Genomic DNA, 24,298 nt, shown 5'->3' on the forward strand with positions numbered 1-24,298 from the left:
AGTTTGCTTTCGTCAGTCGTTCCATTGAAACGGTCCTCCACGCTCTTGGAAAATCAGTTGACGCAACCGCCCATCCAGCACAGAGAACCTGATCGATACGGTTCGCCATCTGCCCTTCTCTTATATGGCAGATCTGGACTCCCCGCTCCTCCAGGCTATTCGTCGTCCCTTCACTTTGATGGCTGTGCTGTCAGTTGATTCAAAGCCGCACGGGCCTTGGGGAAATTGGGATTGATTTCGAGCACCTTCTGATATTCCTCGATGGCTTCGGGGATTCTTTGCATCATCCGCAGCGCGTAACCTCTGTTGAAACGGGCCTCGGTGTCCGAGGGATCGTTGTGAATCAATCGATCGAATTCGGAAATCGCGGCGTCGGGCTGGTTGAGCTTGAGGTAAGCGAGCCCCAGGCCGCCACGCGCCATCCGATTTGCAGGCTCGAGTCCCAGGGCCTTCTGGAAACTCTGAACCGCGTCCCCGGCACGGTCGATCCTTAGATACAAATTGCCGAGATTCACGAGGAGTGGAAGCGATTCGGCATGATCCGATGACTGCTGAATGGATTCAGCCATCCGGTATTGCTCGAGGGCAAGGTCGTATTGTTTGCGGGAGTAATATTGATTCCCCAGTTCGTGGTGCGCCTTGGTGCTCCCCGGAGACGTCTGCGCGGTTTGGGAGTAGAGGGTGAATTCATCTTTCCAGTCCGGGTTTCGTGCAACAGTGCGGGCCGTGAGGATCAGAATCAATAGGACCAGACATCCCTGGAAAACACGGCGCCCACCCGTTTTTTCTGCGAGAGACTGCCACCGGGTCAGGGCAACTCCCACGATCACGCACAAGCCCAGGCAGGGCAGGTAAAGCAGGCGATCGGCTCGGATCGTTCCGATGGGGATAACCAAGTTGCTGACAATGGAGTAAGTGATCAGAAAGAAAGCAAGGCCGAAAAAAGCCTCACGACAACGCTTGTAACTCCACAGGAGGAGAACGACAAGCAGTCCCAAGCCCGCGAGAACCAGCAGGGAAGAAACAGAATTCCATGGCGTGATCAGCGGGACCTGATTATAGGAATAATCCGCCGAGAGCGAGCGGGGATAAAAGAAAAGGGCGAGATTCTGAAACAGGATTTTCGAGCCGGTCAAGGTTCGCGGGAAAATGGAGGCATACGCCAGGGGATTGAGGTAGAAATCCACTTGCATGGGCGCCAAACCCTTCAATACCGCCACACGGATCATCAGAATCAGGCTGGTCGCCGCGGCCAACCCTGCATAGGCTTTCCATCCCCCTTCCTTAAGCAGACTCCAGAAGGACTTTCCGTCTCGCCGGTTTTCATAAAGCCAGTCCGTCAGGAATGCGACGCCCAGAAAGGTAACGGCATTTTCCTTGGAGAGAAGGCTGAGAAAATAATAAATCGTCGATAGCCACAGGTATTTCCCTGAGGGTCGGCCGCTGGTGCGTAGCCGCAGAAAATAGAACCAGGCTGCGGCAAAGAACAGCATGGCCAGGGCGTCCGGTCTGCCGCTGACGTAGGTGACGACTTCGGTCTGGATCGGATGGGCCGCAAAGATCAAGGCGGAGAAAAGGGCGACCTCCGGAGGTTTCGCGATCAAGAGCCGGATGCACCAGAACACCATCAAGGTAATCAAAACATGCAGAAGCCGGTTCACCAGATGAAATCCATCATAATGCGGACCGGTCACCCATGAATTGATCGCGTAGCTGAGCACGGTGAGGGGCCGGTAAAGACCCGTGGCCACTTCCGAAGTGGGATCGCTGGGGCGGGAGAAAATGTCAATAAAACGGCTGGCGTCGGTCACCAGCGGATTTGAGAGAATGCGGGCTCGATCGTCAACCACAAACTGGTGGCCCCAGCCATTGAGGTCACATAAGAGTGCCGCGAGGACCAGGAGCCATTCCGGTTTGCGGAGACGATCCAGGAAGGCGGGGTGTGAAGAATTCCTCTCAGGTTTCTTAACCTTTGATCTCTTTGCCATGAAGCCCCGGAGGCTCAACGTTTGACGATTACCCATCCGCCTCGTTTGTCCCGGGCCCCCGAACCTCAGTCAACCCGATTGCGCGCCCCCCTGCGTCTCAGGGGATTTGAGGCTGCCCCTCCATCTAATTCGTCGGGATTATAGATCCACGAGGTCGTGGTAAAGTTCGGGGCGACGGTCACGGAAGAACTGCCAGGTGGAGCGGACCTCCTGGATCTTGTCAAGATTCAGATCGGCCACCAGCAGTTCGTCCTTGTCGCGGGATGCCTCGGCAATAATCTGGCCGCGGGGATCGCAGAAGTAGGAGGTTCCATAGAACTCCCCGATGCGCCAGGGGTCTTCATAGCCGACGCGGTTGATGGCGCCGACAAAATAACCGTTGGCCACCGCGTGGGCAGGCTGCTCGAGCTTCCACAGGTATTCACTGAGTCCGGCCACGGTGGCGGAAGGGTTGAACACGATCTCCGCTCCATGCAGACCGAGGGCGCGCGCTCCTTCAGGGAAATGGCGGTCGTAACAGATATAAACGCCGATCCTGGCAAAGCCCAAATCAAATACCGGATATCCCAGATTGCCCGGCCGGAAATAGAACTTTTCCCAAAATCCGGGCGCCACGTGCGGAATATGGGTCTTTCGGTATTTCCCCAGATACTTCCCCGTTCCGTCCAGGATGGCGGCGGTATTGTAATAGAGCCCATCCATCTCCAACTCGTAAATGGGAACAATGAGTGCCATCCCGTACTTGCGGGCCTGTTCTTGCATCAATTGGACGGTCGGGCCGTCGGGAATCTTTTCAGCGGACTTGTACCAATGCTCCTTCTGTTCCGCGCAAAAGTAAGGGCCGCTGAAGATTTCCTGGAGGCAAAGGATCTGCACCTTCTTCTTGCCCGCCTCCTCGATCATCTTCAAGTGCTTGGCGATCATTCCGTCTTTGATCTCCTGGAGGGGGTGGTCAGCAGGGACGGCGTTGGAGGCTTGAATCAAACCACAGCGCACATTACGAGGCATGGAGAAACTCCTTGGTGGATTCCGTGGGCGGCACCGCCTCCCCTGGAATGGTTCTCAGAAAGCAGGCGACCGCGGATGGCGGCGTGAACCGCCAGGCGCGCACTTGGAGCGTCTTTCGCTTAGCTCGATTTTATAGTATAATCCGGTAGGGTGTGCAATCAAGCTAAAAGAACCACAAGCCTTCTGCGACGCTTGAGTTTTCAGCACCTCGTGTCATCGGAACCACTGCAAGATCGGGTTGGTTTTCAATCCATCCAGCCTGGGAGGCGGGGGGCGCGGATCGGCCTCTTCATCAGGCTCTTCACCTGATTCATGATTTCAAATCTCATTCTTTAACTGGAAAAATCCGTGGAGACTGTACTGAATTACAAATCAGCCGGGGTAGATCTTGAGGCGGCCCGTGAGGCCAAGAATCACATCAAGCGGTTGGCCCAGAAGACCTTCACCAAGGGGGTCCTCAGCGAGATCGGCAGCTTCGGCGGATTATATTCCCTGGCCGGCGAAATCAAGAAGATCGAGGACCCCGTCCTCGTGTCTTCGGCGGATGGGGTGGGGACCAAGCTCAAGGTTGCTTTTGCCATGGGCATTCATAATACCGTGGGACAGGACCTGGTCAACCACTGCGTCAATGACATCCTCGTACATGGGGCGCAACCGCTTTTTTTCCTGGATTATATCGCCTCCGGGCGGTTGAGGCCGGCTGTCGTGGCTCAGGTTGTGGATGGCATTGCGGTGGCCTGCAAGGCCAACGTGTGTGCCCTGATCGGTGGAGAGACGGCTGAAATGCCTGATTTTTATCCCCCCGATGAGTATGACTTGGCCGGGTTTATCGTGGGCATGGTCAGTCGAAAGAAACTGATTGATGGAAGCAATATCAAGGCCGGCGATGTGCTCTTGGGGCTGCCTTCGTCCGGATTGCATACCAACGGCTATTCTCTCGCCCGCAAGATCTTCTTCGACCATGCCAAGTTGAAGGCCAGTTCGTCAATCCGGGGCTTGGACGACACCATAGGGGAAACGCTTCTCCAGCCGCACCGGAGCTACCTGAAGGTTCTGCGGGGATTGAATGACCGGGGGGTGGTCAGCGGTTTGGCGCATGTCACGGGAGGTGGGTTGACCCACAATATCCCCCGAATCCTGCCCCGCAACTGCCAGGCTCAAATCAATGTGGCCACGTGGCCGGTTCCGCCGGTTTTCGATGTCCTTAAACGGCTGGGAAACCTTGAATTTAACGAGATGTACCGCACCTTCAACATGGGAATCGGGATGGTCATTGTCATCGACGAGTCGAAGGTGGCGACGGCAGTCAGCCACTTCAAGAAAGTCAGGGAGAAGTTTTATGTAATCGGAAAGATCATTCGTGGCGATAAGAAGGTAGTGTATGTCTAGTCCCGGTTTTTGGGGAGCCGGATGGAATCTGCCTCATGCCGAAAAAAAAGCTCGGAATTCTGTTATCGGGGCGCGGATCGAATTTTGAGGCCATTGCGGACAACGTCGAAAAGGGGGTGTTGGAAGCCGAGATCGCCATTGTTATTTCGAATGTCGCCGACGCGCGCGGGCTGGAGGTGGCGCGACGGAGGAATCTGAATGCGTGTTTTGTAGATCCCCGCGGGAAATCCCGTGAAGAGTATGACCGCGAAGTCGTTGCCCTCCTGTTGAAACACAAGGTTGACCTCATCTGCCTTGCCGGTTACATGCGGATCCTGAGTACGTACTTCATTCAACAGTTTCCGTACCGCATCTTGAACATCCATCCCGCTTTGCTGCCGGCCTTCAAAGGGCTTGACGCCCAGAAACAGGCGCTGGAATACGGCGTCAAGATCACAGGATGCACCGTCCATTTCGTGGATGAAGGGGTCGATTCCGGGCCCATCGTCCTTCAATCGACCGTTCCGGTGCGGGAGGATGATACCGAGGACCTGCTTGCCGGTCGGATTCTTCGAGAAGAACATCTCCTCTACTCAAAGGCCATCGCGCTGGTCTTGCAGGGACGATGCAGGGTCGAAGGTCGATGCGTCCGCGTCCAATCGCCCTCGGTCAATGCAAGGTGACAACCTCCTTATGAATTCAATGAATTGCCGTGAGGATTGTGGCTCAAATCGGAACTTTTTTCCGTCCAATGGGATGAGGGTTGTAGTGTCTTTATGCGAGCCGTTCTAAGAGTGTCCGTGATTCTTTATGTCTTGCTTTTCCTGCTCGTGGGGGGATCGACGAGTGTGCAGGCGCAGTCTACTCTGAACCTCCCTCGGCTGGTGGAACAGGGGGGCCGTTTTACCGGGATTGCCATTGCCAATCCCAGCAATCGATCTGCGGCCATCCGGCTCCAGCTCTACGATGAAGGAGGCAATGCGATCGGACTTCCCGCCAAGGGAGCGGTTTTGAAGTTGGGCCCGGGCGCTCAAATGGCTCAGTTCGATAACCAGTTGTTTCCCCTTCAGACGGGATTTCGCGGTTGGGCTCAGATTATCTCGGACGACAATTCCAATTTACGCGGCTTCTACCTCGTCGGAGACGAGGCCGTGACAGTGCTCGATGGGACCAACGGCGCCCAGGCATATCGAGAACAGATCCTGCCCTTCCTGGCGAACGACGCCAACACCGATACCGAAATCAATGTCGTTAATCCCAGTGATCAGATCGCATCCGTCAGTCTCCGGACCATTGCCTCCGATGGAACCGTGTCCGTGTTCGGGACGGTCGGGCTTACCTTGCAACCGCATGCCGTTTTTCGGAGGAGCACGAAGGACATCTTCAGCTCCCGGAATTATGCAGATGGTTCTTATTTTTCCATAACCTCCAACGTCGCGCTGCTGGCGATGGAATTGGTGGAGAATCACGCCGAACCCTCCCTGGCTTGTTTGAATGGTGTGAACGTGAATGCGGCGGGGCGTGTGATGAACTTTCCCCATGCGGTGCTGGGCGGGGACTATTTTTCCATCCTGGGCGTTATCAATCTGCTGGACATCGCGCAATCGGTCAGCATTTCGTTGTACCAGCAGGATGGCGTCCTGTTGAACACCGGTTCGATTCCCAATCCCGTTTCGGTCACGCTCAACCCGAAGGCCTCCCTCCGCAAGTCGTTGGTTGATCTGTTTGGGTTAGGATCGTCGCTGACCTCAGTGACGGGTGCCTGGGTCAAGGTGGAGGCGAACTTCGGTCCCATCAGCGGGTTTATTGCCTACGGGAATTTCTCTAACCCCACGCTGGCGGCCGTGGCCCCGCAAGTGCGCCCGTTGAATGAGATGGTGTTTTCGCATCTCGCCCCGCAAGCACTCGGATATTTCACGGGAGTTGCCTTGCTGAACGTGAATTCGGCCGCTGCTTCGGTCCGGTTGACGGCCATTGACCGGAACGGTGTGACGGTAGCCGTTCGAAATCTCCGTTTGGATCCCAATCAGAAGATCGCTCAAACGGTCGCTGACCTGCTCCCCGAGGCGAAGGATCAGGTAGGCGGATCGCTGGTGGTTGTTTCGGATCAATCCCTCTTTGCCGTGGAGCTGTTTGGATCAACGAATTTCAGCGTGTTGGCCAACGTGCCTCCCGACGACCTCACCGCCTCGTACGTCCCGCTGGATCTGGGCAAGTTCGTGCTGAGTGGAAAACTCACGCAGGAGAATGGTGCTCCCCTCCCGGGGGCGGCCGTCCGGTTGAGCGGTTCGGTTCAAGGAACGACGGTCACCACCGATGAGGGAGGGGAGTATGTCTTTCTGAACGTCCCCAATGGAAACTACGCGGTGGAACCCACCCTCAAAAACTTTGAGTTTTCACCGACGGCCCTCTCGGCTTCGGTCAACAACTCGAACGTGGGAGACGCGGACTTCCAAGGGAAACGGCTTCCCGTCCTTGCAGTCACTTCTATTTCTCCGCCCAACGGCCCCGTGGGCTCTCCGGTGACGTTGCATGGAGCGGGATTCAGCTTGAATGTGTCGGAGAATCTCGTTCACTTCTTCGGGACGCTGGGCGCTGCCACGGTGCTGAAGAGTCCTCCCCCCACTGACGATACCATTACCGTATTGGTGCCGGGCTCCGCGAGGACGGGCGGAGTGGTGGTCAGCGTCGGGAGCAATGTAAGCAATCAAATCCAATTCAGTGTGACGGAAGGTAATTCCACTTCGGTGCAAATCCCCAGCGCCGCTCCCTCGTCGGTGGCCATCAGTGGTCTCGGGAATCTGGCTTTGGTCGGGCACAGTGAGCGGGGGACCATCAGCCTGGTGTCATTAACACCGAACCCCGGGCTGGTTCAGGATCTGACCCTTTCGACGGCAAACAATGCGGAGATTTTGTCGGTCGCCACGGATGACGACGGCAGAGGGGGCGGGACCTCGCGGGATGACGATATCGGTTTTTTCAATATCGAAGAGGTGGCCTTCAAGGCCCTCCGGGCAAAGGTGGCCAAGTTGGGGGCGAAGTTCGATCGTCCGGAGTTGACTCAGGGCGATCAGGTGCTTCTCACGACTTCCGACGTGCAATTCGTACAACTTCCCCGGGGAAGCAATCCGGTGTCTCTGGCGTTTGAGCCTTTTGGTCGATTTGCAATGACGGCAAACCAGGGGACGGATAGTATTTCCTTCGTGGAGTTCATCGGCAAGCTCAATCCCACGCTTCGGGGAACGCTGAGTCTGCCGCCTGGAAGTCAGCCCGTGTCGGTCTCCGTGGCCGCCAATGGCACCCGGGCCCTGGTTGCCAACGCCGGGACCAATTCGGTTTCGGTCGTCGAATTTGCGGCGACCCCCGGGGGATTTCTTTCGGGCAATCTACAACCCGTCCTCACCCGTAATTTTCTCCTGAATTCGCGCCCCAACAGCGTGGCCATCAATCTGGACGCTGCCCGCGGGGTGACCGCGAATGCGGATAATACCGCGTCTATCCTTGATCTGGATGGCCCCGCCGACGATTCCGCAGTCACCACTTTCACGCTTCCGAAATTCTCGCCCGGCCCTCCCTCGGCCGTCAGTGTCGCCTTGGCGCCGAATGGCAGTTATGCCATCGTGACCAGTCGCGATCCTGATGGGAATGCGTACTTGAGCATCCTCTCTCTGGAAGGGGTCCCGGAAGTGGCGTTCGTTCAGGTGCTCCCGTCCGGGGCGGGAACTTCGGCGGTGACAATAGGACCCAATAGCTCCTCGATCATGGTGGCAAACCCGCGCCTCGGCAACGTGTCCGTGTTCAACCCTGTGCCGGGCAGTGTGTCCCTCGATACCCTGTCGCTGTCGAGATCGCAGGTCAAGCAAACGGTGACGCTCATCGGAACCGGGTTCAGCCCTGATTCCAAGAATAATGTAGTGCGATTTCGCGGCAAGTCTCAGACCACCATCCCGGCTCCCGTCTTGTCGATGCCTTCGGGCCATGAGATTACCGTCGAGGTCCCGGTGGACGCGATTTCCGGCCCCGTTACCGTCAACGTGGGGCGTGCCTCCAGCAACGAACAGTTCTTTGTGGTCTTGCCGGAGGGCCAGCAGGGCGTTGCGCCGTCGATTGACGCCATCGTCCCGCGCCTCCTGACGCGCAACTTGACGAACCGACTGCTGATCTCGGGAAAAGGATTCAACGATCAATCCATCGTGGAGGTCGATCTCGGGGATGGCGCGGGACCACAGCGGCTGACCTCAGTGCTTGGATTTGCCACTGTGACGGTCCTGTCGCCGGCCGGGATCCAGGTTTTGATTCCAGGTGCGGATCTGCTGGGCGTGCCTTCCCGGATCACTCTCGATGTTTTTAATCCGCCGCCCGGAGGCGGAAGGTCCAACAGTGTTCCCCTCTCCATCGTGGGAACGTCCGACAATGGTCCAATCCGAATTCCTTAGTCCATGAATTGTTGCAGACAGTCTGACGAGAGGCATGACGGCTCAGAGGGCTTGAAAATCTAAATCGCTTCTCGAAACGAAGTCTTCTCAATGCGAAAATTAATCTCCTGTGGCCTTCTGAGTTTTCTTCTTGTGGCGTCTGCCGCTCTTTGGGCGCAGCCTCCGGCAGGGAGTCCGGGCGTTGAGTCGCGGCTGAAGCAGGCGGCTGCGCTGGTGGAAAAAGGCGATTGGAAGGCGGTCGAAGAGATTCTCCTCCCTCTCCTGAGTGAACTTCGCGAACAACACGATGAGCAGAATACCGCGACCGCCTCGTTCCTGTTGTCCCGCGCAAAGACGGCCCAGGGTGACTACCAGGGAGCCATCACCCTGGATGAATTTCTTCTGAAGTTCTACCAGGAGCATAAGAACCCCGCGTCCGTCGTTGAAGTCAGCAATCATCTGGGCGCGATTTACTCCGCCCTCGGAAAATCGCAACAGGCTGAAGTTAATTTTTCCCGCGCTTTGCAGGTGGCCGAGGAGATCAAAAATCCCAACGGGACCCTGGTGGCCGTCAACGGACTGGCGGGTGTCTTCGCGGACCGTCGCGACTTTGACAAGTCGCTCGAGTATTACAGGCGGGCCCTCGACCTGAGCGTTTCGGTCGGAAACAAGCGGCGACAAGCCGCCGTCCTGCAGAATACCGGCCTGCTCTATTCCAGCATGGGAGATTACACTTCCGCCCTTCAGTACTTCGACAAGGCGCTCCCCTTGTACAAAGAGCTGAACAATCCCTCCTTGATGGCCCGGTTGTTCATTAATCTCTCCGATGCCTACCTCTCGGTGGGCGAGTACCTGAAGGCGCGGGATGCCGCCAAACAGGCATACGAAATGGCGCAGCAAAATGCGCTTGCCCCGCTGGAGATGAACGCGCTTCACAACCTGGGATGGGCGATGCATTACCGGGGTGACTACAAGGCGGCTATCGATAATTATCTGGCAGCCCTGGCCCTCGCCCAATCCATCAAGGATTCACGCAATGAGGGTGACATCTTGAATTCAATCGGGGAAGCATATTTTCGGCTCGGTGATTTCAAGACGGCCGCGAACTACCATCAGCGGGCCCTTGAGAAAGTGCGGGAATTCAACCGCCCCGTTCTCACGGGACTGCTTTTGCGCAACGTGGCGGGGGACTACGCGAATTCCCAGAAAGTGGGCGAGGCCATCAGTACCCTGTCTGAGGCGCTGGCCTTGGCGGAAAAAGAAAAAGACCGGAGTTTGAAGGGCTTTGCGGCGAATGACCTGGGCGCCCTCTACCTTGACCAGGGAGATCCGGCCAAGGCGAGGGAATACTTCGACCGGGCCCTTCAAGTGCGGCGCGAGATCGGGGACAAGCGGGGGGAAGCCGAAACGCTGATGTACCTCGGCATGCTGGAATTTCAAGCGAAACATTTCGAAGCTGCGGCGAGGCATTTTGACGGAGCCATTTCGACAGCCAAGGCGATCGGGCATCCCGAGACGCTCTGGCGCGCGGAATGGGGGAAGGCCCGCGTGCTTCAGGAACAAGATAAGAAAACCGACGCCATTACCGCCCTCAAGGATTCGGTGGATGTCATTGAAGAGATCCGGCGCAGCGTGGCCCCGAATACGCTGGCGGACGCCATGTTTTTCGCCAACAAACAGGGCGTTTACGAACTGTTGATCCAGTTGCTGATCGAAACGGGAGATCATGAAAAAGCTTACGAGTACCTGGAGCGGTCCAAATCCAAACAGCTTCAGGACAAGATCAAGCTGACGTCGATTCCCTTCAAGAGCGCCCAGGTTCGAGGACTGATGAATGAGGCCGAAGACCTTTTCGACGCGGAGGCGAGATTGCGGGAACAGTTGGTGGCCGAACGGGCAAAGACCGAGCCCTTGCGCTCCTCCCGGAAGATCGATCATCTCAGCGAACTGCTCGCCGCCAACAAATCCCAGTTTTTCCGGGTGGTGAATGAATTGCGGCAGATTCATCCCGATTATGAGCGGTTCGTCACTGTGAAACCGCCGTCGCTCGCCAAGGTTCAGCGCCTGATTCCGGCCGACGCGCTCGTGCTGGAATACTTTCCCTCGGAGACGGCCCTCTATATCTTCGAAATTACCAACACCGAATTCAAATTGCGAAGCGTGGCCGTGTCACGGGAGCAGCTGAACTCCCTCGTTAAGACCTATCGGGGCGAGATGCGCAGTACGGTGGATCAGCTCCGCGCCCGCATGCTGACACGGACCCGCCGCATCCGCGGTCCCGCCCCCGCCGAGGTGGGACAGTCCTCCATGCCAACCGTGAGGGCTGCGGTCGTCCAACTCTACAGGGACCTGATCACACCTGTCGAAGAAGACATGGCCACCAAGAAAGTGATCACGATTATCCCTTCGGGTTTGCTCTACTATCTCCCGTTCCCGGCCCTGGCCAAGGAAGAGAACGGAAGTCTCAAGTACCTGATCGAATCGAAAGCGGTGTCCTATCTCTCGTCGTCCGATCTCTTTGATCTCGTGTTCGTCAAGAATCACAGCGATGAGCGTGACAACCTGGTGGCTTTCGGTAATCCGGATGGGACTCTCCCCTCGGCGCTCGATGAGGTGGAGCGGCTGAAGCTGATCTATCCGAATTCCAAAGTCTACATGCTGTGGGAAGCGAAGAAAGAACGGCTCTTTGATCTCCCGAAAGGGACCGATCTGCTGCATCTCGCCACGCACGGCCGCCTGGATAGCGCCGATGTCAATGAGAGCTATATCAAGATGGCCAGTGAAGGCACAAAAGGGATGGGTAAACTGAGGCTTTCGGAAATTTACGACCTGCCCTTGGAGAACACCTCGCTTGTCACCCTCTCCGCATGTGAGACCGCACTGGGAGAAAAGGATCCTGGAACCGAGATTGCTTCCCTGGCACAGGCCTTTTCGATTGCCGGAGCCAATACCGTGGTGGCCAGCCTCTGGGCCGTGTATGACCCTTCCACCGCCGAGATCATGGATAGTTTCTACCACGAATTGCGCAAGGGAGTCCCCAAAGCGGAAGCCTTACAACACGCCCAAATCGCGATCCTCCATAATCCCAAGTACGCCAATCCCTATTTCTGGGCGCCCTTCATCATGCTGGGAGACTGGCGGTAGCCGGGTGTACCGCGGAGTCGCTGGGATCGCGGAGTAGGATGAAGGTCCCGGTGACCGTGGCGTCTTTGCGGTGAACCATTCTTTTAACTCCAATAACAAAAAAGCGGCAAGGAGGTTCCTCGCCGCTAATCCGAATCAGTCCTGAAATAGGCTTGGTCAGTCCTCCCGTGGAGGGATTTTCACGGGTTGATCAAGTCGGAAGCTCAGTCGCGTTTCCGAGGGTATTTTGATCTGATTGCCCTTGGTGAGGACCTGCACGGCGGTTCCTGCGGCGGCGCCGGAGGCGGCCCCGATGGCCACTCCCTTGCCCTTTCCCGCAATGGCCCCAATCACCGCGCCGAGCGCGGCCCCACCCCCGATCATCTCAGCACTGCGCGTTCCCCGGCCTTCTCCGGTCTGTTCATATTCCCCCGTACGAAGGAAGATCTGCCGCCCGTTCAATGTAAAATCGGTGAGTTCGAGGCGCATCTCCGGCGACCCGGAAATCTTCCCCGATTCCTTGGCTTGAATGATGCGTCCGTGAACGATGGTGTTCTTGGGCACGATGGTTTCGCCATCGAGCACCACAGGATCATCCAGGCTGGCGCTGAAATGATCGCCCACCTGGTTCTTGTCGGTGTCGATAGAATCAATCATCCGGACTGGAAAAAGGGTTCCGGCGGGGAGGGTGACTTCATGATTCGTGGGGCCGGATTGGGCAGCCACAGCGGGCGACGCCGGCTGCATGGCCGGGGTTTCCGGGGCCGGTTCGGGCGCAGCCGCGGCTGGAACAGGCACACTGCCCTGCGAGGGCACGTTTTCATTTCCGGGAGGTGCCGGCACCCCTTCACCGGGCGTGTCGAATTGAATGGATGTCACCTTTTCGGTCCGAAAGGTGCGGACCTCAGTGCCCACCTTAATTTTCACAAAACTCTGGTCCGCACTGACAAATCGGCCGCGAATCACCTCTCCGTTCTTCAGCTCGACTGTGTCCGCGCTCAGGAATGTTGACGAGAACAGCAGCACGGTCATGACGAGAAAAACGCGATGTAAGATTTTCATGGATGTCCTCCTGGTGATTCCTCCTCAGCCCTTTGAGATGACAAACAGGCGCAGGGAGTTTTCTCAGAGAATCAAATTCCGATGTCCAAAATCCAAATAAGCACCAAAATCGAAAGGGCAAACCTCAAACAACCAAGGATAGATAATTCGCAACACAGCCCGCTTCGTTGGAGAGACATCATTTTAGACTGCGGGAGCTGAATAGGATACGAATTTCATCTGACACCTAAATTTCTGATCCTCGGTACCGGTTTGGCCCTTGGCTATTGGAATTTGAATTTTATTTGGATTTTGGCATTTGGATATTGGAATTTCGTTTCGTTGACAGTGAAAAATTGCGGATGATACACTCGCGGGGATTCCGGATTGGCCTCATAGGTTATCGTTCCAACAGATCGCTGAGCGGGCAATGCATTGCGAGAGTCGAGGAGTCTTCGTTGGACAGCCTTTCACGCAGGACGGCCGCAGAACAATTCGAGTACATTTCCAAGGGAGCGGTTGAGATCATTCAGGCCGATGAGTTGAGATCGCGCCTTGCCGTGGCGGTTCAGAGCGGGAAGCCCTTGCGGGTCAAGGCAGGATTCGATCCCACGGCCCCTGACATTCATCTCGGTCACACCGTCCTGATTCGGAAACTCAAGCATTTCCAGGATTGCGGGCATACGGTCATTTTTTTGATTGGTGATTTCACGGCCCTGATTGGCGACCCCTCCGGGCGGAACGCGACGCGACCGCCCCTGTCTCCCGAGCAGATCGCCCAGAATGCGGAAACGTACAAGAAGCAGGTGTTTAAGATCCTCGATCCCCACAAAACCGTGATCGATTACAACTCGCGCTGGCTGGGAGCCCTGCGGGGAGAAGATTGGGTCCGCCTCTGCTCAAAATACACCGTCTCCCAGATGCTCGAGCGCGAGGATTTTCACGCCCGTTTTGAAAAGGAAACCCCGATCCTGCTGCATGAATTGTTGTACCCGTTGACTCAGGGATTTGATTCGGTGGCCCTGAATGCGGACGTCGAGCTGGGGGGGACTGATCAGAAATTCAATCTCCTGGTGGGGCGGGAGCTTCAGCGGAGCTACGGGCAGCCCCCGCAGATTGTATTGACCATGCCGCTGCTCGAGGGGATTGACGGCGTCCAGAAGATGTCCAAGTCGCTTGGCAATTATGTGGGGATCGAGGAATCGCCCAATGAGATGTTTGGGAAAATCATGTCCATCAGCGATACCTTGATGTTTCGCTATTGGGAGTTGCTCACCGATGCCTCCGTGCATGAGATTAAGGGGTGGCGGCAGGAGGTGAGCTCCGGGGGACGTCATCCCATGAAACTGAAGGTGGAACTGGCCAAGCGCATTATCTCGGACTTCCACTCGCCCGGGGCGGCGGAAAAGGCCGGCGAGGAGTTCACACGTGTCTTCTCTGCAAAGGATGTGCCCACCGAGATGGAGGTCAGAAGGGTTTCCCGGTCTCCTGAAAGAATTCGCCTCCCAAAGTGGCTGGCGCAGCTTTCCCTGACCGCCTCGGTGAATGAGGCGAATCGTCTGATCGAGCAGGGAGGCGTTGAAATCAACGGAGTGCGCGCCTCCAGCGTCACCGCGGAATTCGACCTCTCCGTCGCGGGGGAGTTTATTATCAGGGTGGGGAAGAGAAAATTCCTGAAAGTTCTGGTGGAGTAGGCTCGGGACAATAGCGACCATCCCTCCAGTGAGTCCGTGCATCGAAGTCCTCAGAAGCACAAAGTGGTTCCTGTACTGGCATTCCCATGAGTGACCCGGGCAAGAAGAGACCGACGATTGGAGTGGCCCTGAGTGGCGGGGCCGCGCACGGATTCGCGCATATCGGCGTTCTCAAGGTTTTACATGAGGCCGGAATTCCCATCGACCACCTGGTGGGGACCTCCGCGGGCAGTGTCATTGGCGCCGCCTATGCCAGCGGGACCTCGTTTGATGAGATGGTCGAGGTGTGCAGCACCATGCGCTGGAGGGACATTGCCAAACTGACGCTCTCCAGGCGCGGGTTGGCGTCCATCCACCACAGCCAACGCGTATTGGACCGCTTGATCAAGGTAGAGACCTTTGAGGAGCTCCCGCAGCGATTCTATGCCGTGGCGACAGACATCGGAACGGGCGAGACCATCGTGCTTTCACGGGGGAATTTGAAACTCGCCGTTCAAGCCAGTTGCGCCATCCCCGGGCTGTTCATCCCGGTCGGACTCCAGGGTCGTTTTTTGGTGGACGGGGGTCTGGCTGCCAATCTCCCCGTGCAACCGTTGCGACAACTTGGCGTCGACAAGATCATTGCGGTCAATGCGTCCACGCGGCTCGATCCCCGCCACCCCCCGCAGAATTTCTTTCAGATCGTGCTTCAGTCCATGTTTATCGTGGGCCACGCGGCCATGCGCTCGGCTCGGGAAAACGCTGACGTCATCATCGAGCCGGAGGTGAATGACTTTGCCTGGGATGACTTCGAACACTGTCGCGAGATCGCATGGGCGGGGGAGCAGGCGATGCGCCGGTGCCTGCCCCAAATTCAAGCCTGGGTGCCAGCCGGAAAGAAATCGGTTTGGGGTTGGGTCCGCTCCATCTTTCACCCTGTACCGGAAGCTTGATTTCTCACCCATCCGGTTCTATAGTTCCCATTCAATCCATTGTTTTGGAGCGGCTCATGGCTTATTGCGCTAACTGTGGTTTAACGTATCCTCCGGATAAGAGATTCTGTAAAGAATGCGGCAGCGGGCTCTTGGAAGACCCCATCACCCCCTCCCCTTCGGCGGGCCCGGGGCCGGTGCGATGCGCATCCTGCGGGTGGACCCTTCCACGCAGCGAGAGATTTTGTCCCCAGTGCGGGGCTCGTATTGTGTCCTCGGTGCCGTTTGAAGTGACCATTCCAGGTGGAGCGGCTGCGCCCCCGGAAGCTGCGATGGCCACAGAGATTACGCAGCGCTTTACGCAGCAGGATTTCTATACCCCCACGCCCCCGCCAAGTCCGGGGGGAGGGCCTGCGCCTCCGCCGGAAACGCAGGCCTTCACTCCACAGGATCTGTTTGAGTCTTCAACTCCGCAGGTTGCTCCTCCCTCCTCAGTGCCGGCGGGGGTGCCGGCCGTGCCCCGCTCCTATGACGCGGATCAGACCGTCATGGGGGCCCCCATGACCCCACAACCGGTTCCACCAGGCCTGGGGACCCCGTTGCCCCCAGCTGCCGTGACAGAACCACCGCTAGCGCCGGCACCACAGCGAAAGAGCCGTGTCGGAATACTAGTGGTGGTGGCGATCGTTCTGCTTGGAATTATCCTGGGAAGCGCGATGGTGATTCAGAGAATCAGGGCAAAACGGCAGGCGGCCCAGCTGGCTGAGCAGACCCAGGTCACTACGCCGGCCCCTCCACCGCCCGTCGTGACCCCGGAAGTTCCGCCCCAGGATGAGAAGCTCAATGACACCCTCGGCAGGATGAATGCAATCCTTGTTGCCGTCGAGAATTACCGAACCGCCCGAAAGAAATTGCCCCAGTCCTTGCAGGATCTCGGGAGCGTGATGGATGACGCCCAGATGCGCAATGATGGCTGGGGAAATCCAATGATCTATCTGGTGGATCTATCCAATAACACGTTCGTTTTGAGATCGGTTGGCCCGGACGGCAAGAAGGACACGGAAGACGACATCCGGGTGACCGACGACAGCGTGGCACAGTGGCGCGACCAGCATCATGAAGCGGTCGATGAATGGCGTGTCGCCAATCTCGATCTGTTTCAGAAACTGTCCAGTGAGCAGTTTACGACGGACACCAAAGCGGCACTCGAGCGCAAGAAAGCGGAACGCGAGAAGGCGAAGGCAGAGGCGCTGGCGGCTCAGCAGGCAGCCCAACAGGCGGCGCAACGCAAAGCCGACGAGGAGAAGCGGAAGCAACAGGAAGCGGCCCAACTGGCAGAACAGCAACGACTGCAACAGGAAGCCCAGCGCCGCCTTGACGAAGAACGGGCCCGGCAACAGGCCGAAGCCCAGCGCAAAGCCCGGCAGGAGAAAATGAACTTCGTGGAGACTTTCGGCGCAGGATTGTCGCGTTGGTCGGCAGCGAGTTTTGAGACGGTGACGGAGAAGGGGAAACCCGGCATGCGGATCAACGGATTTGGACTGCTCAAGGACGCGTCCGACTGGGAGAATTATACGGCCACATTCGACGTCAAGATCCAGAAGGAGGGCGTGAATTTCATTATTCGCGCGCGCGATCACCAGAATTTCTATTTCCTCAAGTTGACGGATGACAAGGCCCGGGAATACCCGAAGAACAGCCTGATCAAATACCTCTATGTCGGCGGAAAATACCTGAGTGGGCCGGCCTCTAATGAGGCGGCGGGGGCATTGGATATCGTCACGCTCCCTTTCAAGATCAAACGCAACGATTCTTACCATGTGATGATCAGTGTCTCAGGGGGCACGATCCGGACCTCCATCAACGGGCAGGCCGTAGATACCTGGCAGGACAACACCTTCAAGCAAGGCGCCTTCGGATTTAATTGCAGCACCGTGGAACAAGCCACCGTCACCAGTTTCCAGATGCGCTCGAACTGATTTCTCGTTTCAGGTGTGGGGCGGACGTCCTCGTCCGCCCTGCCATCCTTTTCTCAACAAGAAAGCCCACCGAGGGGTGCTTTCAGCCGTCCCCGTCCGCCCTCCTGTCCTATCCGGGCTCAGGTCGCTCCGCGCCGCGGGTTCCCCTATCAAGTGTCACACAATGTCATCAATAGATTGCGGATTGCGGAATTGGGTCTCCGTCCTTCTCGCGTCTACCTTCTTTCAACGGAACCCAAAATCCACAATCGGCACTCCGCAATGGGAATTTCACAATGCAAAATCCGCACTCCGAAATCCGCAATTTCAATACAGTGGTTGTTGAGTTGGAGAGGAGGACTGCTGCTGGGTGGCCAGCATCAGAAGCACGGAGATGGCAAATGAGATGACGCTGACGATGATAAAGATGTAAGTCAAAGCCACGTTCATTGCGGCCGTCCGGATTTGAAGCTCCTTCTGCTCCATCTTGAGAAAAATAATGTCCACCATGTTCTTTCCAAACATGATGATGAGCAGGGCCACACCGGCAATGGAGCGGAAGAAAGAGGTTTGAACATCCCCGAGATCAAACCGGATGAACACCAAAGGGTAGAGGAGCCAGGCCGCGGCAATCCAGAGAAGAATGTTGAGGATGAGGGAAAACATGAAGTCAAAGGTCCGGGAGCCGCAGTGCCGTGTCCGCCGCGCCGAGCAGTTCTGTTCAATGCCATTGTGGATTCGAGCTGTTCTATTCGGTCAGTACCCAATTGTTGTACGGTTCGACCAGCTCGATCCCGCACCGCACTGAATCGCTCGATTTACTTCCCTTGTCCAGCCATCGGATCCTTGCCCGGGCATTGAACTTGGTCGCGATTGAAATGAAGACATCATCTCCGGAGGCGGCACAGTCCCTCGGCAATTCAATGCAGAACCCGCGCGGGCCGACATCAATGGTCTCGACCACCAGCGCGTATTCCTTTCCGTTGCGGTCCCGTCCCAGGATGGTCATGGGGAATTTCAGGGTCATGCGGATGGACTTGCGCGCGTTCTTTTCGGCACTGGGCGTGGATGGGCTCACGTCGATCTACCCTCAAAGAGATTTGAATTCTCAGCAAATGTCATTCGGGTTGCGCCTCTTCTTCGATGGTCCATCGATCGTGGGCCATTCTGATCCGCGGTCCCGCCAAGTGGGGTGACCCCGCGCACACTTAATTTACCACAAATAGATTATCTTGTGTATATCAACGATATCATCACAAGGAATAGGGTGGACGGGACAGCGGCCCCGGAAACCTCGTACGGCTATCAGGATGGGGCCTTGAGGGGCGAGACCGTGTATGACGGCTTGGGCCGTGTCTCTCAGACCCGCCAATACGAAACGGCATCGAATTACATTGTAGTCGACACGACCTACGATGCGATGGGGCGGAAACACTCGGTGTCCAATCCACATCGAGTCACTCCTTTGGCAACCGATGGGATCACCACCTACGGCTACGATGCGCTCTCCTGCGTGCGCACGGTGACGGCGCCCGACGGCTCGGTCACCAATTCCAGCTATTGGGGGAATCAAACGACTGTTTGGGACCCTGCGAACAAGCAGCGTCGCAACACCACGGATGCCTTGGGGCGGCTTACTCAAGTCGATGAGATGCAGGAATATCCGAGCACAGCGGTCTATGCCACAACGACGTACGGATACGACGTGCTGGATGATTTGACGACAGTGAACCAGGGCGGCCCCAGCGGCCAACACCGGACTTTCAATTACGATTCCCTGAAGCGCTTGACGAGCGCCGGCAACCCCGAGAGCGGCACAACATCGTATCCGCTCTACGACGGCAACGGCAACCTGATGACCAAGACCGATGCGCGCAATGTCACCACCCATTACACCTACGACGCATTGAATCGGATACTGACCAAGTCGTATGATATTCCTCAGGGATCGGGCGTCGCCCCGACGGCTCCGGTGTCCTACTGTTACGACACGGCATCCAATGGGGTCGGTCGGCCACGATCGGTGACGCTGGCCAGCGGCTGCACCGGGGACGGCTCCTATTTCGACGCGTACGATGAGATGGGTCGAGTGACAATGACCCACCATGTCACCGATGGCCAGACTTACGGATCCTCGCCAAACCCCACTTACGCGTATAATCTGGCTGGGGAGTTGACCGCAGAGACGTATCCGTCGGGGAGAAAGGTTACGACAGCTTACGATCCGGCGGGGCGGGTCAACGCAGTGACCGGCGAAAAGGCCGGGGAGACGAACAGGAGCTATACAGCCATGCCGAACAGCTCGAACTTCTGGCCGCATGGAGCGGTGCAGTCCATGAATCTGGGCAATGGACTGGTGGAGAGCGCCATTTATAACAACCGGCTCCAGCCGACACAGATCAGCTTGGGGAATCTCGCGAGTTTTGGATACACGTACGGGACGGGCGACAATAACGGGAATGTGGTTACTCAGCAGATCATTACGCCTGCATTGAATGTGACGCAGGGGTACTGCTACGACAAGCTGAATCGCTTGACGGGGATTTACGAGCCGGTGGTGTCCGGCCAATGCCAGACCTCGGGTTGGAGTCAGATGTACGACTACGATCAATACGGCAACCGGACGAATGTGCAATCCCCTCCGTATCTTTCAAACCCGCCCACTGTGGTTCCGGCGCCCGCGATTGACAGCTCCACCAATCGATTCCAGGCAGGAACCGGCTTTGGTTACGACAATGCGGGCAACTTGACTCAAGCACCAAGTGGTGTGAGCTACTCCTACGACGCCGAGAACAGGTTGACCAATTTCAGCAACGGTACCGCGACGTACGCCTATGATGGCGATGGACGAAGAGTAAAGAAAACCGTTCAATCAGCAATTGCCACCACCGTGTTTGTCTACAACGTGCTAGGACAGTTGGTGGCGGAATACTGCAGCGGATCAGGATGCAATAGCATTAGCGGCACTGAATTCCTGACGGCGGATCATCTGGGGAGCACGCGGGTGGTGACGGATGCGTCGGGCGGCGTGATCTCTCGTCATGACTATTTGCCGTTTGGAGAAGCCATTTCAACGGGCATAGGCGGAAGAACGGGGGCAATGGGCTACGAAGATCCTGACGGGATCAATCAGAAGTTCACTGGCAAGGAGCGAGACAGTGAGTCCGGGCTCGATTACTTTCTGGCGCGCTATCACAGTTCAGCCCTGGGAAGATTCGCGTGCCCGGATTTACTCGGCGGACATCTCGAGGATCCCCAAACCCTGAACAAGTACTTGTACACTCGCAACAATCCGGTAACCCTCACAGACCCGACAGGCCTGGATTTCTATCTCACTTGCCAGAAAGAATCCGATACTTGTAAGAAACAAACAGTTGGGTATGATAAGAACGGCGAAGCACAGACGGCTCTAGTGCAAGGCACGTTGGACGATAAGGGAAACTTCACGGCCACGAAGATCAGTAACGATCAGAGTGGAAACCTTGTAGACCAAAATGGCATCCAGTACACCGCAAAAGTAGGGCCGAATGGGGTGTCCTTTTCGCCAGCTGGGGTTGAAAATGCAACCTCTTCGAGCGGCGTGTTCGTAAATGGAACCAGTCCCACCACAATTCAGGGTTCGGGCGACTTCCGGGGGTTCACTTTTACGTTCCAGTATAGTCAGCTTGAATCCAACCAAACCGCAGCAGGAATTTTCAGCTTTGCGGGAACTCCCGAGCAAGCCGGGGCTGCTCTAGAAAGAGCCGGGTTATGGAATATGCACGCTCTTGGCGTGCACGCAGGTTATGACGAATACCGCACCACCGGTCATGGGCTCTTCTGAGCGAATGCCACCCATTTCAATCTCCTGCAACTCAGTGTTGATCCGAGGGCTACCGTGCCACAGACCCTCGGGAATATGCATTTCGGAGAACACTCTCCTCTTGGACTCGGGATATTCCCGCACATCTGGGAGGTGCCAAAATGAACGAATCAACGGATCGTACTTTTAGCCGATGGTGCGGTTGGGCCGGCCTACTGCTGTTCGTGGGAATGTGGGTACAGTTGGCTCTGATGCCGTTCGTAGGCGCATCGATCAAGGGGTTCTTTGGGCGAATATTCCCGCAGCAGATTTTTATCCAATTTCTCGCCTCATTGATACTAACAACGGTTGCAGGTTTAACAGGCCGCAAGCGCTGGCTCATAGTTTCAGTTGCTGCGCTCCTGTCGATTACGTTGTTCATTGCTGGTTTGGTTCTTGACTAATTATGACTTTGTTGACAAATCAAAAAGGGAGCCAGAGCCCATTCATCCAGTGCCATTCGTCCCTATTTTTGCTTCCGTCTTCAAGAAAAGCGGGGGTCAGAAAAGAAACTGGGGTCGCATCTCCATAATCCATATTTCGTCTCGGTGTTGAGTATTGGCGTGAATTTTCAAAAGGTTTGAGTCGCGGTCGAGAGCGAGGGCGACAGCCCAGTCGGCTTCCAGCAAGTGCCGGAAGCGCCGGACGGCTTCGCAAACGGCCTTGAAGGAACAAAAGGGATCAGGCCGCGACATTCGACAAATTTCTTCTATTCCATGGCCACGCTCTTTGCCCAGGCAGCAAACGAATTGTCGATTGTCGCGGCCTGATCCCTTTTGTTTCAAAAAGGTCATCCCTACGCAGGCATGCCAACGACGCATGCCTGCGGCACCCGGGAGTGACATCGCGTCAAATCCAGCTGAATAGCAGGAAAAAAGGAAGGTAGCTCTGAGGGCTCTGAGCAATTTCGACTCTATGTCACCACGAAAGAAGGCACTGCAGACGCTATCCTAAAGGCACAGAATTTCAGATGGACGCTGGGACATGAAGGATATCCTGACAGCCGCCAGTTGAAGGGAGGAGAACCAAGCATTCAATTTTGTTTCTCTAAGGATGGTAGGCGGGCGGATATAGATGTCGATTACGAGTCCAAAGATTTCCCGAATGTCTTATTTAACGGACACTCGAAGCCCGCGAACTCGGATGTTCGAGCAGGGGAGCACTTCGATAGACACAAAAAACGTTTTTCAGAAATTCCACTTAAGAGGCGTTATGATCCGTCTTCTAAATAGGGTTATCCTTCCTTTGATGGTTATGTTCATGGGAACTGGATCGATGGTAATGCAGGCATGGGCGGGGCCATTGTCCGAGTCGTTGCTGAGAGGCTCCTAAAGACACTGTTTCCATGAGGTCCGTGAATATGTCAAGGTACCTACACAAATGTCCAAATTGTGGTGCAACTATCGTACCGACAGAAATTCCATTTGGGAAAGCCTCGTGTTTCCCATGCCCCTCCTGTGGCGATCTACTTCAGGTTGTCGAACCACACTCCCTTGCAATTTGGATATCAAGCATTCTGGTCGGCGGCACAATCTCTTATAGTTGCGGGCTTCGCGGGCTCTTGTTGTTCCTCGCAGGACTGTTTGGCTCGCCGTTCCTATACCTTATGGCCGGTTTCGTCATGGGTTTGGTCGGGACCCGGACCAGACTCCGAAAGTTTGTACCAAGACGCCCTTCATCTCGTGATGGTGAATTGTCCCTCCATCTGAGGGATAACCAGCGCCGTTGAACCTGTCCGAGGATTTGGAGTATTGCAACGAAACAGGCGAGGTGCACGGCGTGGCAACCTGTAGAAATCTTCAAAGCCGCTAACCATGGCATCGTTCATCCCCTACCTGGCCTTGGCAATTTTCCCGATAGCTTCGATTGTGCCCTTCAACCTATTCCGTTTTTCCTGGGGTTACCACCACGGCCTTCAGAAAATGCCGGATGATGTGCGGGAAAGGGCTGAGAAGGTTGACCGGTTCACTTGGCCGTTCCATAAACTACTAACGATTGCCCCTGTCATTTTGCTGATGAAACATGAGGGTGTGTCGCCTCGAGCCACAGGATTGCATTTGGACGTTTGGCAGCTGAATGCAGCACTTGGTATCTGTACCGGGCTCATGCTAGTTGTCATCCAAGGATTACTTTGGAGGTTGATGAATCGGAGGATGGGAAGTCTGGATGATGCTGAATGTGCAAGAGGCCCAGCATCCCTGTGGTTATTGGAATTCCTGTTTGGCGCATTTTCCGAAGAACTTTGGCTGGCTTTTTGCCTTGTCGGATTGAGGCGGACATGTCATTCCATTCCCTTGTCAATTCTGTTGACGGCCATTGCCTTCGGCCTGGCTCATTTTCCATATGGCTTTGGAGCCTTTGCCACAGCTTCCTACGGCGCTCTTTCAGGAATGCTCTTCCTATGGCGCAGTTCCCTGCTACCGTCGTTTCTATTCCACTTCGTGGGTAACATCGGCTCGCTCTACTGGGCCCGCCGAGGGGTTGCCCAGCTTCCACTTCAACGGTGAATGTTTGGGGTCGGACCAAGGCAACTCCCTGAAAAGGTTGTCGCTGATCGAAAAAGGGTAAAAAATTTAGCGTCAGATCTTTTCAATTGATTCTGCTGCAAAACCCCCTGTTTTTCAGGACCGATTTGTAGCGGGAGAGGGGATCGGTTCCGACAACGGGACGATTCCTGTCAGGACTCGATGTTTTTTCAGGTATTAAGATTTTCGGGTCAGGTCTAAATTTTCAATTGTTCTCCTGCACAGGTATCAAGATTGAAAATTTAGACCTGATCCTATTTGGCGTTTTGTGGTTGCCGTTTTCCCTCCGCGCATTCCCGACAAAAGCGTTCTCCCATCCAGAAAATGCTTGGGGTCACGTCTTCCCAATCTCCAAATTGAGATTGGGTGTTCTGGATGATTTCGGATAAGTACTGGTCTTAATACATTTTGCATTCGAACTAGCGG

General features: G+C 56.0%; 15 protein-coding genes. 10 read left to right on the forward strand and 5 right to left on the reverse strand.

Annotated features, from left to right (window positions below):
* Positions 1-170: 170 nt before the first annotated feature.
* Both LAO21_14840 and LAO21_14845 read right to left on the reverse strand, forming a co-directional pair.
* Positions 171-1,988 (reverse strand): tetratricopeptide repeat protein, encoded by a 1,818-nt coding sequence (locus LAO21_14840; GenBank protein ID MBZ5553994.1) that lies wholly within the window; start codon positions 1,986-1,988, stop codon positions 171-173.
* A 138-nt stretch (positions 1,989-2,126) separates the two neighbouring features.
* Positions 2,127-2,996, reverse strand: coding sequence for an acyltransferase (locus LAO21_14845; GenBank protein MBZ5553995.1), 870 nt, complete (start codon positions 2,994-2,996; stop codon positions 2,127-2,129).
* Between the two features lie 336 nt (positions 2,997-3,332).
* On the opposite strand from LAO21_14845, the gene purM reads away from it, so the two are divergent.
* The 4 genes from purM (at position 3,333) to LAO21_14865 (ending at position 11,923) form a co-directional block, all read left to right on the forward strand.
* Complete coding sequence (purM, locus tag LAO21_14850; GenBank protein ID MBZ5553996.1) at positions 3,333-4,385, forward strand: phosphoribosylformylglycinamidine cyclo-ligase; 1,053 nt, start codon at positions 3,333-3,335, stop codon at positions 4,383-4,385.
* Between the two features lie 35 nt (positions 4,386-4,420).
* The gene (gene purN, locus LAO21_14855; protein MBZ5553997.1) at positions 4,421-5,047 is read left to right on the forward strand and encodes a phosphoribosylglycinamide formyltransferase; all 627 of its coding nucleotides are present in this window, start codon (positions 4,421-4,423) and stop codon (positions 5,045-5,047) included.
* Positions 5,048-5,140: 93 nt separating this feature from the next.
* The gene (locus LAO21_14860) at positions 5,141-8,800 is read left to right on the forward strand and encodes a carboxypeptidase regulatory-like domain-containing protein (GenBank protein ID MBZ5553998.1); all 3,660 of its coding nucleotides are present in this window, start codon (positions 5,141-5,143) and stop codon (positions 8,798-8,800) included.
* 90 nt (positions 8,801-8,890) lie between these two features.
* The gene (locus tag LAO21_14865; GenBank protein ID MBZ5553999.1) at positions 8,891-11,923 is read left to right on the forward strand and encodes a tetratricopeptide repeat protein; all 3,033 of its coding nucleotides are present in this window, start codon (positions 8,891-8,893) and stop codon (positions 11,921-11,923) included.
* 156 nt (positions 11,924-12,079) lie between these two features.
* Here the strand turns inward: LAO21_14865 and LAO21_14870 are convergent, their stop codons facing one another.
* Positions 12,080-12,964 carry a Rho-binding antiterminator gene (locus LAO21_14870; GenBank protein MBZ5554000.1) on the reverse strand — a complete coding sequence of 295 codons (885 nt, stop codon included), beginning with the start codon at positions 12,962-12,964 and terminating at the stop codon, positions 12,080-12,082.
* A gap of 341 nt (positions 12,965-13,305) precedes the next feature.
* Here LAO21_14870 and tyrS point away from each other — a divergent pair, with 341 nt between their 5' ends.
* From tyrS to LAO21_14885, 3 genes are all read left to right on the forward strand, one after another.
* Positions 13,306-14,637, forward strand: a complete 1,332-nt coding sequence (tyrS, locus tag LAO21_14875; protein MBZ5554001.1) for a tyrosine--tRNA ligase — start codon at positions 13,306-13,308, stop codon at positions 14,635-14,637.
* 86 nt (positions 14,638-14,723) lie between these two features.
* On the forward strand, positions 14,724-15,569 hold the full coding sequence (locus LAO21_14880) for a patatin-like phospholipase family protein (GenBank protein ID MBZ5554002.1): 846 nt from the start codon (positions 14,724-14,726) through the stop codon (positions 15,567-15,569).
* A 56-nt stretch (positions 15,570-15,625) separates the two neighbouring features.
* On the forward strand, positions 15,626-17,527 hold the full coding sequence (locus LAO21_14885) for a zinc ribbon domain-containing protein (protein MBZ5554003.1): 1,902 nt from the start codon (positions 15,626-15,628) through the stop codon (positions 17,525-17,527).
* Between the two features lie 306 nt (positions 17,528-17,833).
* Here the strand turns inward: LAO21_14885 and LAO21_14890 are convergent, their stop codons facing one another.
* Both LAO21_14890 and LAO21_14895 read right to left on the reverse strand, forming a co-directional pair.
* A complete protein-coding gene (locus LAO21_14890; GenBank protein MBZ5554004.1) occupies positions 17,834-18,172 on the reverse strand; it encodes a hypothetical protein in 339 nt (112 codons plus the stop codon).
* A gap of 82 nt (positions 18,173-18,254) precedes the next feature.
* Positions 18,255-18,584, reverse strand: coding sequence for a PilZ domain-containing protein (locus LAO21_14895; protein ID MBZ5554005.1), 330 nt, complete (start codon positions 18,582-18,584; stop codon positions 18,255-18,257).
* A 156-nt stretch (positions 18,585-18,740) separates the two neighbouring features.
* Here LAO21_14895 and LAO21_14900 point away from each other — a divergent pair, with 156 nt between their 5' ends.
* From LAO21_14900 to LAO21_14910, 3 genes are all read left to right on the forward strand, one after another.
* Positions 18,741-21,329 (forward strand): hypothetical protein, encoded by a 2,589-nt coding sequence (locus tag LAO21_14900; protein ID MBZ5554006.1) that lies wholly within the window; start codon positions 18,741-18,743, stop codon positions 21,327-21,329.
* Between the two features lie 140 nt (positions 21,330-21,469).
* Positions 21,470-21,751: a hypothetical protein gene (locus LAO21_14905; protein ID MBZ5554007.1), complete on the forward strand. Its 282-nt coding sequence runs from the start codon at positions 21,470-21,472 to the stop codon at positions 21,749-21,751.
* Positions 21,752-23,161: 1,410 nt separating this feature from the next.
* Positions 23,162-23,854: a CPBP family intramembrane metalloprotease gene (locus LAO21_14910; protein MBZ5554008.1), complete on the forward strand. Its 693-nt coding sequence runs from the start codon at positions 23,162-23,164 to the stop codon at positions 23,852-23,854.
* Positions 23,855-24,298 lie beyond the last annotated feature (444 nt).

This window comes from Terriglobia bacterium, assembly GCA_020073085.1.
Taxonomy (GTDB): domain Bacteria; phylum Acidobacteriota; class Terriglobia; order JAIQFV01; family JAIQFV01; genus JAIQFV01.

Coding starts and splice junctions, on each gene's coding strand:
- LAO21_14840 (MBZ5553994.1), bottom strand. CDS start 1,988: ATGGCAAAGAGATCAAAGGTTAAGAAACCTGAGAGGAATTCTTCACAC.
- LAO21_14845 (MBZ5553995.1), bottom strand. CDS start 2,996: ATGCCTCGTAATGTGCGCTGTGGTTTGATTCAAGCCTCCAACGCCGTC.
- purN (MBZ5553997.1), top strand. CDS start 4,421: ATGCCGAAAAAAAAGCTCGGAATTCTGTTATCGGGGCGCGGATCGAAT.
- LAO21_14860 (MBZ5553998.1), top strand. CDS start 5,141: ATGCGAGCCGTTCTAAGAGTGTCCGTGATTCTTTATGTCTTGCTTTTC.
- LAO21_14865 (MBZ5553999.1), top strand. CDS start 8,891: ATGCGAAAATTAATCTCCTGTGGCCTTCTGAGTTTTCTTCTTGTGGCG.
- LAO21_14870 (MBZ5554000.1), bottom strand. CDS start 12,964: ATGAAAATCTTACATCGCGTTTTTCTCGTCATGACCGTGCTGCTGTTC.
- tyrS (MBZ5554001.1), top strand. CDS start 13,306: ATGATACACTCGCGGGGATTCCGGATTGGCCTCATAGGTTATCGTTCC.
- LAO21_14880 (MBZ5554002.1), top strand. CDS start 14,724: ATGAGTGACCCGGGCAAGAAGAGACCGACGATTGGAGTGGCCCTGAGT.
- LAO21_14885 (MBZ5554003.1), top strand. CDS start 15,626: ATGGCTTATTGCGCTAACTGTGGTTTAACGTATCCTCCGGATAAGAGA.
- LAO21_14890 (MBZ5554004.1), bottom strand. CDS start 18,172: ATGTTTTCCCTCATCCTCAACATTCTTCTCTGGATTGCCGCGGCCTGG.
- LAO21_14905 (MBZ5554007.1), top strand. CDS start 21,470: ATGAACGAATCAACGGATCGTACTTTTAGCCGATGGTGCGGTTGGGCC.
- LAO21_14910 (MBZ5554008.1), top strand. CDS start 23,162: ATGGCATCGTTCATCCCCTACCTGGCCTTGGCAATTTTCCCGATAGCT.